This window comes from Streptomyces bugieae, from assembly GCF_036352915.1.
GTDB lineage: Bacteria > Actinomycetota > Actinomycetes > Streptomycetales > Streptomycetaceae > Streptomyces > Streptomyces endophytica.
The window spans coordinates 60,771-75,661 of sequence record NZ_JAZBJP010000015.1 but is presented as its reverse complement, the minus strand read 5'-3'; the positions used below and the strand labels follow the sequence as shown (position 1 = coordinate 75,661).

Annotated in this window: 9 protein-coding genes; 3 read left to right on the top strand and 6 right to left on the bottom strand. The window is 70.0% G+C overall.

What is annotated here, in order from left to right:
• Positions 1-106: 106 nt before the first annotated feature.
• Positions 107-2,545, bottom strand: a complete 2,439-nt coding sequence (locus V2J85_RS22655; protein WP_330822577.1) for a tetratricopeptide repeat protein — start codon at positions 2,543-2,545, stop codon at positions 107-109.
• Between the two features lie 174 nt (positions 2,546-2,719).
• On the opposite strand from V2J85_RS22655, the gene V2J85_RS22650 reads away from it, so the two are divergent.
• Entirely contained in the window at positions 2,720-5,920 is a 3,201-nt protein-coding gene (locus V2J85_RS22650) for an AfsR/SARP family transcriptional regulator (protein ID WP_330822576.1), read from the top strand.
• Between the two features lie 689 nt (positions 5,921-6,609).
• Here the strand turns inward: V2J85_RS22650 and adh are convergent.
• The 4 genes from adh to V2J85_RS22630 all read right to left on the bottom strand — a co-directional run bounded on the left by adh (position 6,610) and on the right by V2J85_RS22630 (position 11,076).
• Positions 6,610-8,133 (bottom strand): aldehyde dehydrogenase, encoded by a 1,524-nt coding sequence (gene adh / locus V2J85_RS22645; protein WP_330822575.1) that lies wholly within the window; start codon positions 8,131-8,133, stop codon positions 6,610-6,612.
• Between the two features lie 68 nt (positions 8,134-8,201).
• Entirely contained in the window at positions 8,202-9,515 is a 1,314-nt protein-coding gene (locus tag V2J85_RS22640) for a GAF domain-containing protein (RefSeq protein ID WP_330822574.1), read from the bottom strand.
• 89 nt (positions 9,516-9,604) lie between these two features.
• Positions 9,605-10,576 carry a DUF6114 domain-containing protein gene (locus tag V2J85_RS22635; protein ID WP_330822573.1) on the bottom strand — a complete coding sequence of 324 codons (972 nt, stop codon included), beginning with the start codon at positions 10,574-10,576 and terminating at the stop codon, positions 9,605-9,607.
• Positions 10,567-11,076 carry a DUF6230 family protein gene (locus V2J85_RS22630; protein WP_330822618.1) on the bottom strand — a complete coding sequence of 170 codons (510 nt, stop codon included), beginning with the start codon at positions 11,074-11,076 and terminating at the stop codon, positions 10,567-10,569. The genes V2J85_RS22635 and V2J85_RS22630 overlap by 10 nt, the downstream gene beginning before the upstream one ends.
• Before the next feature lie 238 nt (positions 11,077-11,314).
• Between V2J85_RS22630 and V2J85_RS22625 the strand changes: the two genes are divergently transcribed.
• Positions 11,315-11,971: a TetR/AcrR family transcriptional regulator gene (locus V2J85_RS22625; RefSeq protein WP_261954424.1), complete on the top strand. Its 657-nt coding sequence runs from the start codon at positions 11,315-11,317 to the stop codon at positions 11,969-11,971.
• 73 nt (positions 11,972-12,044) lie between these two features.
• Here the strand turns inward: V2J85_RS22625 and V2J85_RS22620 are convergent, their stop codons facing one another.
• Positions 12,045-13,319, bottom strand: coding sequence for a glycoside hydrolase family 18 protein (locus tag V2J85_RS22620; RefSeq protein ID WP_330822571.1), 1,275 nt, complete (start codon positions 13,317-13,319; stop codon positions 12,045-12,047).
• Positions 13,320-13,683: 364 nt separating this feature from the next.
• On the opposite strand from V2J85_RS22620, the gene V2J85_RS22615 reads away from it, so the two are divergent.
• Positions 13,684-14,856: an acyl-CoA dehydrogenase family protein gene (locus V2J85_RS22615; protein ID WP_261954422.1), complete on the top strand. Its 1,173-nt coding sequence runs from the start codon at positions 13,684-13,686 to the stop codon at positions 14,854-14,856.
• The last annotated feature ends 35 nt before the right edge of the window (positions 14,857-14,891 follow it).

Genomic DNA, 14,891 nt, shown 5'->3' with positions numbered 1-14,891 from the left:
CGTTGTCCGTTCGTGGGTAGCCGGAAGGCGACAAGCACCTGTGCGGTTGAGGTACCGGACAGGCCTGATGCCGCGGTGACCGGATGACCGGATGACCGGCTGCGGCTCAAAGCTGCCGCAGCCGGTCTTCGAGCCGCTGCGTGTCAGGGGGGCTCAGGAGCTTGTAGAGATCGCGGGCCGCCTCGTAGCACTGCCTTGCTTCGACGACGTCACCTTGCCCCTGTGCCGACTGACCGAGCCATTCCAGGCAGCGTCCCTGCCAATGGCGGGAGTGAGCGCTCGGCTGCCGGAACATCTGCAGTGCTTCACGCAACCGCTGGACGCCCTCCTCCCCGGATCCGTGGCAGGTCTGTACGTGGCCCAGGAGCGCGAGCGCCCGAGCCGCCTCATACCGTTCGCCTTCCTGCTCGAGGGTGCTGTGAGCCAGGGCGAGATGTTCGGCGGCCCGGGCCGGATCGCCGTTGGCCAGTGCTGTCTCGCCGAGGCGGATCCGTGAAAGCGCCGCTCCTCTGCGATAGCCGAGGGATTCACGGAGTTCGAGGGCGCGCTCGAAGTGCTGCTGTGCCTCGTCGGGCCGGCCGGCCCGGAGTTTGACGTGGCCGATCCCGTTGAGCGCTTGGGCTTGCTGCCGCATGTCTTTGTCCGCCGCGGCAAGTTCGAGTGCCTCGGTGAACCACGACAGTGCTTCTCCGTACTGCCCCGCGTCCCTGAGACCGATCGCGCCCGACGTCAGCATGCGGCCTTCCCCGGCTCGGTCTCCGGCTCTTCGTGCGGCGGTGAGGGCGAGGCGGTGCGCTTCGATCCAAGCGCCGGCGGGCCGTAACCGGAGGAACCACGGCCACATCGCGTCCACCAACTGCCAGCATGTGGTGTGCCACCCGGCTTGAGCACTGTGCCGTACGGCGCCCATGAGGCCGGTGCGGTGTTCGTCGAACCATGTCAGTGCTTCTGCCGGCCCGTCGAGCGGGGTGGGGCGGACGGACGGACAGGCGTAATGACGGGCGGCCGTGCGATGGCTGGGAGTGAGGATGCTCTCCGCACTGGTGGCGGTGCGTAGGCACCAGTCGGTGAAGCGGCGAAGGGTGTCCGCACGCTCGGCCGGAGGCTCTTCGGCTTCCCCGGAGCGGCAGGCGTGGGAACGTACCAGGCTGTGCAGGCGGTATCTGCCGGGTCCGGTCTCCTCCAGCAGGTTCGCCTCCATCAATGCGTTCAGTGCCATTTCGGTCCTGTCGGGGCGCAGACCGCTGATCGCGGTGAGAATGTGCAGGTCGTAGCGGTCGGCGGGCAGGAGCCCCAGTCGTCGGTAGAGGGCTGCGGCGTCCCGGGGGAGCAGGTGGTAGGCGCTGTCCAGCGCCGTGCGGACCACGGCCTCTCCGTCGACGCGGAGGCTGTCGAGTGGTCCGTGCCCCTGAGCAAGGCTGTCGGCCAGCGAGGAGATGGACCAGTGGGGACGGAACGCCAGCTGGGCAGCGGCCAGGCAGACGGCCAGCGGCAGACACGCGCACAGGGAGACCACTTCACGGGCGGCGATCGGTGCTTGTGCCACACGCGTTCCACCACCCCCTGCCGACAACAGTTCCACGGCCGAATCCGGAGTAAGGGCGCCCAACCGGTGGAGGGCCGCTCCGTCGACCACCAGGCCGGTGAGGTTGCTTCGGCTGGTCACCACGGTGAGACTGCCCGGTGCGCCGAGCAGCAACGGGCGCACTTGAGCTGCCGTGGCGGCGTCGTCCAGCATGACTGCGAGGCGCAGTCCGGATGTCAGGGAGCGCCACAAGGCGACGCGCTGAGCCGTCCCGGTAGGCACCGAAGAGAGGCCGAGCGCCCGGAGGAAGCCTTCCAGAATGTCCGACGGGTCGGCCCAACTGGGCCCGGACCGGTGTCCGCCCGGGTATGCCTCCGCCGGCTGGACGGATAGCCCAACGTCGCCTGTGTGGCCACCCAGATCGGCATAGAGCCGGCCGTCGGGATAGTCCTCCGCGCACTGCTGGAGCCACCGGGAGACGAGGGTGGTCTTGCCCACGCCGGCGAGTCCGCTCACGACCAGGAGCTGCGCCTGTCCGTGATGACCCGAACGAAGGCGCTCCAGCGCCTCGAGGTCGGCGGTGCGTCCCACCAGCTCGGCCCGCACCGGGGGAAGTTGGTGCGGAACCGGAGGCCGGAACTGAGCGGGTTGATGGATGTGGATACCGCCCCTTACCTCGTGCGCCTGGATGCTTGGACCATTGATGCGGGCAGTTCCGCCGATGCTGTTGTCCGACACGGATGAGCCCGAGGGCGGGGCGTGGCGCCGAAGCCATGTTCCGAGCCGGCGATTCAACTGCGTGTCACGCCGGGACAACTCATCCAAAGTCGCGGCAAGTTGACGCACCGCGGTGGGGGTTCCGTCCACGGCCGTGAGCCAGTCCCGGTCAAGGCTCCGATCCTCCTGGGCGGCGGCGCGCACAATGGAGGCCAATTCCCTCCAGGCCAAAGAATCTTGAGCGCCGGAAGTGACCATGGCCGACAACAGCTCTTCGGGGTCGCCCAATTCCGGAGTTGGCACGTCCGCAACCTCCCCCTCACACCTGGACCGCATGCCTTGGGCATATGTCAAACGGTACGTCGGTGTCCGCAGAGTCTCAAAGCACCTCTCTCGTATCTGCACCCTACGAGCAAACACGTTCGCTATTAAGTCAAATTCAGCCTTCAATGAAGTCTATATAGGCATCTTGGCCAGGTGCATGCCATTCTCGGAGAATGGACGACCGAGCCGGCGGGAGGGGCGCTGGTGGAGTGCCAGTTTCGACTTTCCGGCACGGTCGAGGTACGGGCCGCCGGTCAACGGAATGATCTCGGATCGACGAAGACTCGGCTGACGCTTGCTGCGCTCGCTTGGGATGCCAGCCGCACTGTGAGCGTGGACACCCTGATCGCACGGGTATGGGACGACAATCCACCAGCGAAGGCCAAGAAGGCGCTCTACGCACATGTATCCCGCATCCGCAGGGCGTTGCAGCCGGCCGGAGATGATGCACCCGAGATCACGAGTCGCGCCAATGCGTATGTTCTGGAGGCCGATCCGGACTGCGTGGACCTGCGGCGCTACCTCAGCCTGGTCGCGCGGGCGAGTTCCGTGCGGGAGAGCGGCAGTGTGGACGAGGCGGTGGTCCTGCTGGATCAGGCTGACAGCCTCTGGCGTGGCGAGCCGCTCGCCGGAATCAGCGCCTATTGGGCTGAGCAAGTGCGCACCGAAGTTGGCGAGAAGTGCCTGGCGGCCGCCCGGCTACGGGCAGAGATCCTCCTGGGGGAAGGGCGCTTCGCGGACGCGGTTCCCGGGCTGTTGAGGCTGGCCGGCGAACGGGCCGGCGACGAAGCACTTGTCGAGCAACTGGCACTCGCGCTGCACGGCAGCGGACGCACCGCGGATGCGGCCCAGTTGCTGCAGAGCACACAGCATCGGATGGTCCGCCAACTGGGTACCGACGCGAGCCCCCGACTGCAGCGTATCCATCAGGAGATCCTGTCAGGGACCCCGGCGCGGGCTCTGCTGCCGAAAGAGGCACCGGCGTCGCGGCCGTCCCGGACACGTCGGTCGGTCACGGGGAACCTCCCCAGGGATGTCCCGTGGGTCGGCCGACATGAAGAAGTCCGTCGGCTCACCGCGGCTCTCTGCGAGGCGGCTGACTGTGCGCGGCCGGTCGTCACGGTCGAGGCGATCAGCGGTATGGGTGGTATGGGCAAGACCTCCCTGGCAGTGCATGTGGCTCACCAGTTGAGCGACCGCTTTCCCGACGGCCGACTGTATGTCGATCTCCGCGCGCATGCCTCCGACCAGGCACCGCTGGACACGGCCGGGGCGCTCACCATCTTGTTGCGCCTTCTGGCCACGGCCCCGCACAACCTGCCGCACAACGTCGATGAGCTGGCGTCACTGTGGCGGACCACCACGCAAGACCGCCGGATGCTGGTGATTCTGGACGATGCGGTAGGGGCTGAGCAGATCAAGCCCCTCCTCCCCGCCTCTCCGTCTGCGGTGGTCATCGTCACCAGCCGTCAACGGATCACCGGCTTGCCTGGCGTGCGGCCGATGCCCTTGGAGGGTTTGCCGCACGACGAGGCGACAGCCCTGTTCGAGCACCGCCTCGGCCCGCACCAGTTGGCGAGCCGCGCCGACTCCGCCGAGATAGCCCGGCTGTGCAGCTACGTACCGCTGGCCATCGAGCTGGTGGCCAGTCGGCTGCTGTCCCGCCCGTCCTGGACCAATGCCGACCTGCTGAGGCAGCTGAAGGGAAGTGGGGGTGGGCACCTCGCGGAGATCCATGACGGCGAACGATGGCTGATGCACATCTTCGCGCTGTCGTACCGAGCCCTGGCACCGCTGCAAAGACTGGTGTTCCGCCGTGTCGGATGGCACTTCGGGACCGAGTTCGGGCCACCGGCCGCAGCGGCGCTGGCCGGCGTCTCCGTGGAAGTGGCCGAACGTACGCTGGAGGAGCTCAACGCCCGCCACCTCGTCATCGAGCCGTCCCCGCATCGCTTCCGCATGCATGACCTCCTTCGGGAATTCGCCCGCACGCTGGCCGACGAGGGACTGCCGAACGACATCGGCAGCGACTCGGCCTCCGAAGCGCGGCACGCACTCCGGCGATTGGTGGTGCACTACCTCCGCGTGGCGGACAAGGCCGACCGCCTGGCCTACCCGTTCCGTTCGCGCCTGGCGCTGAACCTGGCGGACACCGGGGTGGCTGATCACGATGTCCGAGGCCTCCCGGTACTCAGGGATTCCGACGAGGCCCACCAGTGGTTCGTCACCGAAGGCGGGAACCTGCTGGCCGCCCTGGAGTACACCCGAGCTCGCGCCTCGGTCGGGTCCCTGGCCCTGATGGTCCACGTGCTCGCCGGCTTCCTTGACGTGGAGGGATACCTCGCAACGGGCGGGCCCCTGCTGCGCAGTGCCGTCACACACTGGCAGACCGTGGGCGACGACTCCGCGCGGGCGCGCGCTCTTCTCGATCTCAGTACGGTGTGTGCCCATGGCGGTCACTATGAAGAGGCCCGTACAACGGCGAGTGAGGCCTTGCGGATAGCGCGTACGTTGGCGGACTCGGAGTTGGAGAGCGAGTCCATACACCAGCTGACGATCCCGCTGTGGCACACCGGCCGGTATGCGACGGCTCTGGAACTGCAGAAACACTCCCTGAGCCTCAGATTGCGTACCGGGGATGCTCTGCAGGTTGCGCGAAGTTACAACCTCCTCGGCATCACGTATCTCCATCTGGATCAGAACGACGACTCGCTGGAATGCTTTCTGCGGGCGCTCTCCGGCTTTTCACGTGTCGGCGATCAAGTGGGCCGGTATCGGACGCTGAACAATGTGGCAGAGCTCCAGCAGAAGAGGGGGAACCTGGTTGAGGCTGAGCAGGCTTATCGCGAAGCCATGGAGATTTCGAAGCGCATCGGGAGCAGGGGCGACCATGCGACTCTCGAAATGAATTTAGCCAGCGTACTCACCGCCTCCGGGAAGGCTGAGGAAGCGCTCCTGCTGTATGAGAAGGCTTTGCCGGCGCTGCGCAGCATTGCGGACGTCCGGGGAGAGGTTATCGCGCGCAACGGTATGGGCAGAGCCCTCCGGGCGATCGGCCGCAGCGAGGAGGCACTGCCCCATCATGTCGCTGCGCTCTCGTCCGTACGGCGCATCCAAGCCGCCGGCGAGGAGGCCGTGGTCCTCCATGACCTGGGCTGCGCTGAACAGGACACCGGACGGTTTCAGCAGGCAGCGGTGCATCTAGAGGCCAGCCTCGGCATCAGTCGGCGCATCGGGGCACGTGCGGAAGAGTCCCGTACGCGCCGGGCGCTGGTACGCCTTCGGCAGATGAGGGGACTGCCCACGGATGCAGGTCCGGGGCCCGGGGGCCAAGGCGCCCAAAAGGATCAATAAGTCCCTTATCCGCCTCAATGCAAATTGCCATCTCAGGCCGAACGGGATGCATTGGCGGGTTTCGCACTCCGCATTTGCCAAAAGCATATGCCAATTGCTGCGTTGTGCATGCTCTTTGGGGGCTCCAGTTGCCGCGTCCGCGTTGCCGTCAAGCGATTTGCGTTGATCGCCGGCATGAGTAATAGTCCCTCCCGGAGGCAGGGAATCGGCGTCGAAAGTCGATTCCGTAGGCAGTTGGTGCTGCCCTGCTGTTTCGGGAAAAGAAGGGAAAGCACGTGTCCCGTACCGCATGGGCTCTCGGTGTCACAGCCGCGACCGTGGTGGTCGCCAGTGCCCTGTCTGCTGTAGCGGTCGCCTCATCGGGAGATGACGGCAGGCGTCAGGAAGCAAAAGCTGGAGTGTGCATGCCGTATCTTGCTGCCGGCGCCGCGAAGTCGGCGAACGTGGACCGTCAGGCGGCGAACGGTCGATCGGCGTGACGCATGACCGGCGTACTGCCCGGCTCGTCGTCTGATGCGACTCCTTGCGCCGGCGCCGTGGGCCGTTACGCCGGTCGTTCTTGAGTGTCAGGAGCGGTAGGGCGGCGGGAGAAACCGGGGTTACGCCGTAGACCGGGCCCGGCTCCGAAGGGGCCGGGCGAGGGGCGCCTGACGGGCGAAAGCCCACGCCAGGCGCCCGTCGTCATGCGTTTAGAAGAACCCCAGCTTCTTCGGCGAGTACGACACCAGCAAGTTCTTCGTCTGCTGGTAGTGGTCCAGCATCATCTTGTGGGTTTCGCGGCCGATGCCGGACTGTTTGTAGCCACCGAAGGCGGCGTGGGCCGGGTAGGCGTGGTAGCAGTTGGTCCAGACGCGGCCGGCCTGGATGGCGCGGCCGGCGCGGTAGGCGGTGGAGCCGTCGCGGGTCCAGACGCCGGCGCCGAGGCCGTAGAGGGTGTCGTTGGCGATGCCGATGGCGTCGTCGAAGTCGGCGAAGGGGGCCACCGCGACCACCGGGCCGAAGATCTCCTCCTGGAAGACCCGCATGTCGTTGTTGCCCTCGAAGACGGTGGGGCGGACGTAGTAGCCGCCCTCCAGTTCGCCGCCGAGTTCGGCGCGGGTGCCACCGGTCAGGATGCGGGCGCCCTCCTTCTGACCGATGTCCAGGTAGGAGAGGATCTTTTCGAGCTGGTCGTTGGACGCCTGGGCGCCGATCATGGTGTCGGTGTCCAGCGGGTGGCCCTGGACGATCTTCTCCGTACGGGCCACGCCGGCCGCCAGGAAGTCGTCGTAGTGGCCGCGCTGGATCAGGGCGCGGGACGGGCAGGTGCACACCTCGCCCTGGTTGAGGGCGAACATGGTGAAGCCCTCCAGCGCCTTGTCGAGGAAGTCGTCGTCGGCGGCGGAGACGTCGTCGAAGAAGAGGTTGGGGCTCTTGCCGCCCAGTTCGAGCGTCACCGGGCGCAGGTTCTCGGAGGCGTACTGCATGATCAGCCGGCCGGTCGTGGTCTCACCGGTGAAGGCGATCTTGGCGACCCGGGGGCTGGACGCCAGCGGCTTGCCGGCCTCGACGCCGAAGCCGTTGACGATGTTGACCACGCCGGGCGGCAGCAGGTCCGCGACCAGGCTCATCCAGAAGTGCAGGGAGGCGGGGGTCTGTTCGGCCGGTTTCAGGACGACCGCGTTGCCGGCCGCCAGCGCCGGGGCGAGCTTCCAGGCGGCCATCAGGATCGGGAAGTTCCACGGGATGATCTGGGCGACCACGCCGAGCGGCTCGTGGAAGTGGTAGGCGACGGTGTCCTCGTCGATCTCCGACAGCGAGCCCTCCTGGGCCCGGAGCGCCCCCGCGAAGTAGCGGAAGTGGTCGACCGCGAGGGGGATGTCGGCCGCCAGGGACTCGCGTACCGGCTTGCCGTTCTCCCAGCTCTCGGCGACCGCGAGGGCTTCGAGGTTCGCCTCCATCCGGTCGGCGATCCGGAGGAGGACGGCGGCGCGGTCGGCGGCCGCGGTACGGGCCCAGCCGGGCGCGGCCGCGTGCGCGGCGTCCAGTGCCCGCTCGACGTCCTCGGCGGTGCCGCGGGCGATTTCCGTGAACGGCGCTCCGTTGACCGGCGTCGGATTCTCGAAGTACCGGCCCGATGCGGGCGCCACGAACTCGCCGCCGATCCAGTGGTCGTAACGCGGCAGATAGCTCATCACGGCATCGGCGGAACCCGGGCTGGCGTAACGGGCCATGAGGCGGCCTCCCCATCACTCTCGGCGCTGTTGCCCGCCGCTCCCGTGCGGCGGGCGATGGGCGCACCCTAGGGCCGCGGAGGTTGCCGGAACGTTGCGACCCGCGCGGCGGCCGGGGCGGGCACCGCGCCGTCGGGCAGGCCGTACTCGGCGCGCAGCCGGTCCGCGGTGGCGCGCGGGGCGCCGCGGGCCGGTGACCGCTCCGGCAGCGCGTCCACCAGGGCCTCCCAGACCTCCAGGTCGTCCTCGCCCCACGGCGTACGGGACCACGCGCCCAGCAGCCCCGGATCGCGCCCGGCGAGCAGTGCGGCGCGCAGCCGGTCCGCAGCTGCGTCCCGCAGTCGCCGCACGCCGGGCGCCTCCGACGACGGCAGCGGCGGGCCGCCGTAACCGTCCAGCGCGGACCACGGATCGCCGGCCGCCAGCCGTTCCTCGACCGTGCCGAGATCGGTCTCCACCGGCCGGCTCAGGCGGTACGGACGCGAGTGCAGCAGCCCGCCGACGAGCTGCCGCAGCCGGGACAGCTCGGCGCGCAGCGTCACCGGGCGCACCTCGCGCTCGCCGTACAGCTGCACCGCGAGCTGATCACCCGTCAGGCCCGCGGGATGGCGGGCCAGCAGCAGCACGATCTCGCTGTGCCGGCGTCCGAGCCGCAGCCGCCGGCCGTCGACGACCAGCAGCGCCTCGTCCCGGCCGAGTACGGACAGGCACGCGCCCGGTTCCGGCGCCCCGGCCGCGAGATGGGCCTCCGCGGCCCGGGCGGTGGCCTGCACCAGGGCCAGGCTGTGCGGGCTCGCCAGATGGTCGCCGCCGGTGATGTCCACCGCGCCCAGCAGCCGCCCGGTCCGCGGATCGTGCAGCGGCGCGGCGGCACAGGTCCAGCGCTGCACCTGCCGGTTGTAGTGCTCGGCGGCGAAGATCTGCACGGCGTGGTCGGCGGCGAGCGCGGTGCCGGGGGCGTTGGTGCCGGCGTGCGGCTCGTCCCAGCGCGCGCCGACCACGAAGTTCATCCGCTCGGCGCTGCGCCGCACCCCGCGGTGCCCCTCCACCCACAGCAGCCGCCCCTGCTGGTCGCAGACGGCCAGCAGATGCGCCCCGTCCTGCGCGAAGCTGCCCAGCAGGTCCCGGAAGACGGGCATCGCGCGGGCCAGTGGATGGCTCTCGCGGTGGGCCCGGAGCGCCGCGTCGTCCAGCTCGATCGGCGCGGCGCCGTCCCACGCGGCCCGCGCGTGTGCGGACCGGCGCCAGGACTCGGCGACGACCCGGCGGACCGGCGGGGCGACGGTCCCGTCGGCCAGGAACGCGGCATGGGCCCGGCGCACCGTGCGGGTGCGTTCCACCGGATCGGCGCCGGCCTCCATCGCCAGCCAGGGGTTGACCACGTGTCACCTCTCCGCAGCGGCTCCTGCACCGTACGTGCCGATGGTGCTCGGCCGGAACGGAACCGTAAACCCCGCCTGTCCGCCGTCGCTCAGGCGTGCCGGGTTCCCGCCCGCAGCCGCAGGCCGTCCGCCGTGATCAGATCCGAGGTGATCAGGGCCTGTTCGGCGTCCACGTCCGTCATGTAGACGAACGGCGGCACGACCGGCGGGACCGGGAGGGTGTCGGGGGTGAAGGTCAGGCAGAGCACGCCCTCCAGGCAGCAGCTGAACCTGGTGAGATAGAGGGTCACCTCGCCCTTGAGGCTCAACGTGTCCGCCTTCAGGGCGAGTTGGGGGCCGGTGCGGTCGCGGGTGATCAGGCGGTAGTCGGTCAGGGACGCCGCCTTCATCCGCAGCACCATCGCCGTGACCGGGCCGTCGGCGGTCGGCACCTCCGCCACCCCGGCCAGGGTGAAGCCCTGCGGCGCGAACATCGTGGTGGTCACGGTCGGCGGGCGCGGCGGCGCGGGGATCCCGCCGGCCGCACGGGCCTGCGGAGCCGGGCCGCCGACCGCGGCGAGCAGCGCGGCCGGCAGACCCACGGCGAGCACCTTGGTGACCGTACGGCCGGCGTCCCGTGCCCGGGCGCCGCCCTCGGCACCGCCGGCGCCCTCCGGCCGGGCCGGGGTCCAGCCGAAGCCCATGGCGCCGCCGGCGATCCCCAGGCCCATGCCCACCAGGAAGCCGCCGAGGTTGGTCGCGGCGAAGGAGAGGACGGAGAGGATCAGGGCGTTGATGCTGACGTAGTGGTGCGCGGCGGGGGCGCACCACAGGAACAGGCCCGCCACCATCAGCGCCAGCCCGATGCCCAGCGCCGCCAGCCCGCCGAGGCCCAGGCTCACCAGGACACCCAGTGGCGACAGCGGGACCAGCAGCAGCTCCGCGCCGCCGAGCAGGAGCAGCAGCCCGGCCCAGAACGGGCGGGTCCGGCGCCAGCGGCGCAGCCGGGCCCGCCGGTCCGGCCAGGGCAGCTGCCGTTCCAGCCAGGTCCCGCACCGGGCGCGCGGTGCGCTCAGAAACACTTCCGGCCGTCCAGGCTCACGCTCACCCGCAGCCCCTTGAGGCGGAAGTTCCCGCCGGTGGCCGACCAGGCGTGGGACCGGACGCCGGCGACCTCGATGTCACCGGCCTGGAGCCCGAACGCGCCCTTCGGGCCGTGCACCCCCGGTACGGCGTCCAGCGAGGAGGCGTCCCGGCCGATCTGGGCGGTGCCGAACCGGGCGTCGCCGACCAGGTCCGCACCGTCGATGACCAGGCTGTCGGCGCTGACCGGACCGGCCGGACCGCCCGCGGTCAGCTTGAAGACGACCGTGCCCACCGGCGTCCGCACCTGCGCCGACTGGCAGATGTCGGCGAGCGATGCCTTGCCGATGCCCAGCAGCGCCACCGGGTGTCCCCGGCCGTCGGTGTCCCGGTCGGTGTGGACGTACGAGGCCAGGCCGCTGCTGGTCAGCCGGCCCGACGAGACCTGGAAGTGGGTGCCGGAGACGGCGAAGGAGGCGGCCAGCGCGCCCTGCGCCATCACCGTCGCCAACGCGCCCACGGCGAACACCGCGGGCAGCGCCACCACGGCGGTCTTCTTCCATGAGGTTCGCCCCTCGGGCGAGATGTTCGTCGTTGAGCTCACTGCGTCCTCCCCGGGGCAGCGGTCGAATGCGCGAGGGAAGTGCCGGTGGAGCCCTGCGGAGTGCGGCCGCCGCAGGTGGTGACGCTCTGTCATACTGCCTGAAACGCTTGGCAGTTGGAGACTAGGGCGGATTTTGAATAAGAGTCAACAGCGCGGTGCGAGCGGCTCCCCGGCCGCTCGCGGCACCGTGCGCTCCCAGGCGCGCCGCGCCGAACTGATAGCCACCGGACGGAAGTTGTTCGCCGACACCTCCTACGACGCGCTGTCGATGGACGACATCGCCCGCCAGGCCGGCGTCGCCAAGGGCCTGATCTACTACTACTTCACGAACAAGCGCGGCTATTACCTCGCGATCATCGAGGACGCGGTGGCCGAGCTCGTCGAGCGGGCCGGCGCCACCCATGACCTGCCGCCGGTCGAACGCGTCCAGCGCACCGTCGACGGCTATCTGCGCTACGCCCAGCACCACCAGGCCGCCTACCGCACCATCGTCACCGGCGGGGTCGGCTTCGACGCGGAGGTCATGGCGATCCGCGACACGGTGCGTGCCCGGTTGCTCGGCACCATCGCGCTCGGCGCCTGGGGCCGTACCGACATCCCGCCGCTCGCCCGCACCGCGCTGACCGGCTGGCTCTCCAGCGTCGAGGGCGTCACCCTGGACTGGATCGGGGAACAGGAGCTGCCCCGCGAGACGGTGGTGGCGCTGCTGGTGCGCGGGCTGGGCGACACCCTCCGGCTGATCGAGGAGTTCGAACCGGCCTGCCCGGCCCCGCCGCGGCCGCCCGCCTGAGGCCGGCGGGGCGGCATGCCGGACGGGCGGGAGGCCGCCACCTCCCGCCCGTCCGCGTTCCTTGTCCCGACGGCTAGTTGATGGCCTTGATCAGCTCGCCGTTGGTGGTGTCACCGCTCAGTTCCCAGAAGAACGTGCCGCCCAGGCCCTGGGCGTTCTTGAAGGCCATCTTGGTCCCGATGGTCTCCGGGGTGTCGTAACTCCACCACTGGTCACCGCACTTGGCGTAGGCGGTGCCGCCCACCTTGCCGGTGGCCGGGCAGCGGGTCTTGAGCACCTTGTAGTCGTCGATGCCGGCCTCGTACTTGCCCGGCGCCGCGCCGGTCGCCGTGCCGCCCGGCGCGTCCTGGGTGACGCCCGACCAGCCACGGCCGTAGAAGCCGATGCCCAGCAGCAGCTTGCTCGCCGGCACCCCGAGGCTCTTCAGCTTGGTGATGGTGTCGGTGGTGTTGAAGCCGGCCTTGGGGATGCCGCTGTACGACGAGAGCGGGGAGTGCGGTGCGGTCGGGCCCTTGGCGTCCCAGGCGCCGAAGTAGTCGTACGTCATCGGGTTGTACCAGTCGACGTACTGGGCCGCGCCCGCGTAGTCGGCGGCCTCCATCTTGCCGCCGGCCGAGGCGTCCGCGGTGATCGCCGCGGTCACCAGGTTGTTCTGGCCGAACTTCGCCCGCAGCGCCTTCATGACGCCCGTGAAGGCGTCCTTCCCGCTGGTGTCGCAGGTCAGCCCGCAGGCGTTGGGGTACTCCCAGTCGATGTCGATGCCGTCGAAGACGTCCGCCCAGCGCGGGTCCTCGACCAGGTCGTAGCAGGACTGGGCGAAGGCGGCCGGGTTCTTGGCGGCCTCGCCGAAGCCGCCGGACCAGGTCCAGCCGCCGAAGGACCAGATCACCTTGAGGCCCGGGTGCAGCTTCTTGAGCTTCCTGAGCTGGTTGAAGTTGCCGCGCAGCGCACCGGCGTCCCAGGTGTCCGCCTTGCCGTCGACGCTCTGGTCGGCGGTGTAGGCCTTGTCGTAGTCGGCGTAGGAGTCACCGATGGCGCACCTGCCGCCCTGGACGTTGCCGAAGGCGTAGTTGATGTGCGTCAGCTTGGCCGCCGACCCGGACGTCTCGATGTTCTTGACGTGGTAATTGCGGTCGTAGACACCCCAGTTGGTGAAGTATCCGACCACCTTGCCGCCCGCCGCGGCCGGCTTCGCCGTGGGGACGGCGGCCGCGGAGGAGTGGTGGGTGCCCGACGGGTGGGCCGAGGCCGGTCCGGCGAGCAGGGTGCCGGCCAGCGCCGCGGTACACAGCGCGGTGGCGGCGGCGATCAGCCGGCGCGGCGATCGCATCCGGTGCGGTCTGAGCATGTCGTCTCCTCGGAGGGGGGCGAGGGGGAAGCCTTGATGACCTGCGTTCCGAATTGGCATGAACGCGTTGAACGTTGAGGAGAAGGTAGAAGGACTAGACCAGTGCGTCAATGGTTCGGACCAATTTCACCGAGGGGCGGTAGCGGCACCGCGTGCCTTCCGGGTAGCGGGCCGGAACCCGTACCCGCTGTTGATCAACCCGTGACGCGGGGCCGCCGATCGGGCATACTCCTAGCGCCACAGCCGCAGGTCATCGCCTTCCGAGACCCGGAAAGCGATCATCGGCCTGGCACCACGGAAACGGCGCCGCCGCCCACCCCGCGCGCGTGTCGCCGCAGCGCCCGACAGGGAGGAGAGCGCCGCCATGACCGAGTACGGCCCCCGGCCGGTGGACCGCAGGCTGCCCACGGAGGAAGCCCGCGACCTGATGACGCTCGTGCGAGAGCTCGCCGAGCGCGAGATCAGGCCGACCGCCGCCGAGGAGGAGGACGCCGGCCGCTTCCCCCGCGAGACCTTCCGGCTGCTGTCGGAATCCGGACTGCTCTCACTGCCCTACGACGAGGAATTCGGCGGGGGCGGCCAGCCCTACGAGGTCTACCTCCAGGTCGTCGAGGAGCTCGCGGCCGCCCGCCTCACCGTCGGCCTCGGCGTCAGCGTGCACACCCTCGCCTGCCACGCCCTCGCCGGCTACGGCACGAAGGAACAGCGCGCCGAACACCTCCCCGCCATGCTCGGTGGCGGCCTGCTGGGCGCCTACTGCCTCTCCGAGCCGTCCTCCGGCTCCGACGCCGCCTCGCTGACCACCCGCGCCGAGCGCGAGGGCGACACTTGGACCCTGAGCGGCACCAAGGCCTGGACCACCCACGGCGGCGTGGCCGACTTCTACACCGTCCTGGCCCGTACCGGCGGCAGCGGCGCCCACGGCATCACCGCCTTCCTCGTCCCCGGCGACGCCGACGGCCTGAGCGCCGCCGCCCCCGAGCGCAAGATGGGCATGAAGGGTTCCCCGACCGCCCAGCTGCACTTCGACGGCGTCCGCGTCCCCGACGCCCGCCGCATCGGCGACGAGGGCCAGGGCTTCGCCATCGCGCTGTCCGCCCTGGACTCCGGCCGCCTGGGCATCGCCGCCTGCGCCGTCGGCCTCGCACAGGCGGCGCTGGACGAGGCGCTGTCGTACACCGCCGAGCGCCGGCAGTTCGGCCGCCCCCTGGTGGACTTCCAGGGCCTGCGCTTCATGCTGGCCGACATGGCCACCCAGATCGAGGCCGGCCGGGCGCTCTACCTCACCGCCGCCCGGCTGCGCGACGCCGGTCTGCCGTTCTCCAAGGAGGCGGCGATGGCCAAGCTATTCTGCACCGACACCGCGATGCGGGTCACCACCGACGCCGTCCAGCTCCTCGGCGGCTACGGCTACACCCTCGACTTCCCGGTCGAGCGCTACATGCGCGAGGCCAAGGTCCTCCAGATCGTCGAGGGCACCAACCAGATCCAGCGGATGGTCATCGCCCGCCACCTCGCGGGCCCGGAAGGCCGCTGATCCCCACCGGGCGGGCCGGCGTACCCGGCCCGCCC